The sequence below is a fragment of the Mesorhizobium sp. M1A.F.Ca.IN.020.06.1.1 genome, from assembly GCF_004023265.1.
GTDB lineage: Bacteria > Pseudomonadota > Alphaproteobacteria > Rhizobiales > Rhizobiaceae > Mesorhizobium.
In genome coordinates this window covers 1-823 of record NZ_RZSR01001526.1, presented here as the reverse complement: position 1 = coordinate 823, position 823 = coordinate 1, and the positions used below count along the sequence as shown (strand labels likewise).

Sequence of the window (823 nt, the reverse complement as noted above, 5' to 3'; positions counted from 1 at the left end):
GTGCCGTCCTTCCTCGCGCCGATCTTGACGTCGATCGAGGTGGCGCTGGTTGGCCCTGAGGCGCGGAACACTTCGTCGCGGGTCATCACCAGCTTCACCGGGCGGCCGGCCTTGCGCGACAGGGCCAGCGCCACCGGCTCGGCCCAGACATGGGTCTTGCCGCCGAAGCCGCCGCCGATCTCGGAAGAGGTGACGCGCAGCTTCGAGACTTCGAGGCCGAGCAGCTGGGCGCAATGCTGGCGATAGACGAAATGACCTTGCGTGCAGACCCAGAGATCGGCCGTGCCGTCGGGATTGACGCTCGCCACGCAGGCATGCGGCTCGATATAGCCCTGATGCGTCTGCTCGGTCTTGAAGGAGCGCTCGACGACGAAATCGGCCTGGGCAAAACCCTGGTGGACGTCGCCATGGCCGTATTGCGTGCGCTTGGAGACGTTGGACGGCTTGACCGGCTTTTCCTCCAGCCCTTCGGTGAAGATGGCATCGTTGATGAGCGGGGCGTGGTGCTGCATCGCCTCGTCGACGTCGGTCACATGCGGCAGCACCTCATAGTCGACCTCGATCAGCTTCAGCGCCTGCCTGGCGGTGCGGGCATCGATCGCCGCCACCGCGGCCACGGCATGGCCGTCATAGAGCGCCTTCTTGCGCGCCATGCAATTGTCGAGGGTGTCGAACATGCCGGCATCGCCATCGGTCAGGTCCGGCAGGTCTTTCGCCGTGATCACCGCCTTCACGCCGGCGAGCTTTTCGGCTTTCGAGGTGTCGATCTTCTTGATGATCGCGTGGGCGTGCGGGCTGCGAAGCACACGGCCGACCAGCTGCC

Annotated in this window: 1 protein-coding gene; it reads right to left on the bottom strand. The window is 65.4% G+C overall.

Going from position 1 to position 823, the window contains the following annotated elements; all coding sequences use genetic code 11:
* Positions 1-823, bottom strand: an 823-nt coding sequence (locus EOA60_RS35315) for a molybdopterin cofactor-binding domain-containing protein (RefSeq protein WP_164899888.1), incomplete at both ends; no start/stop codon positions are given.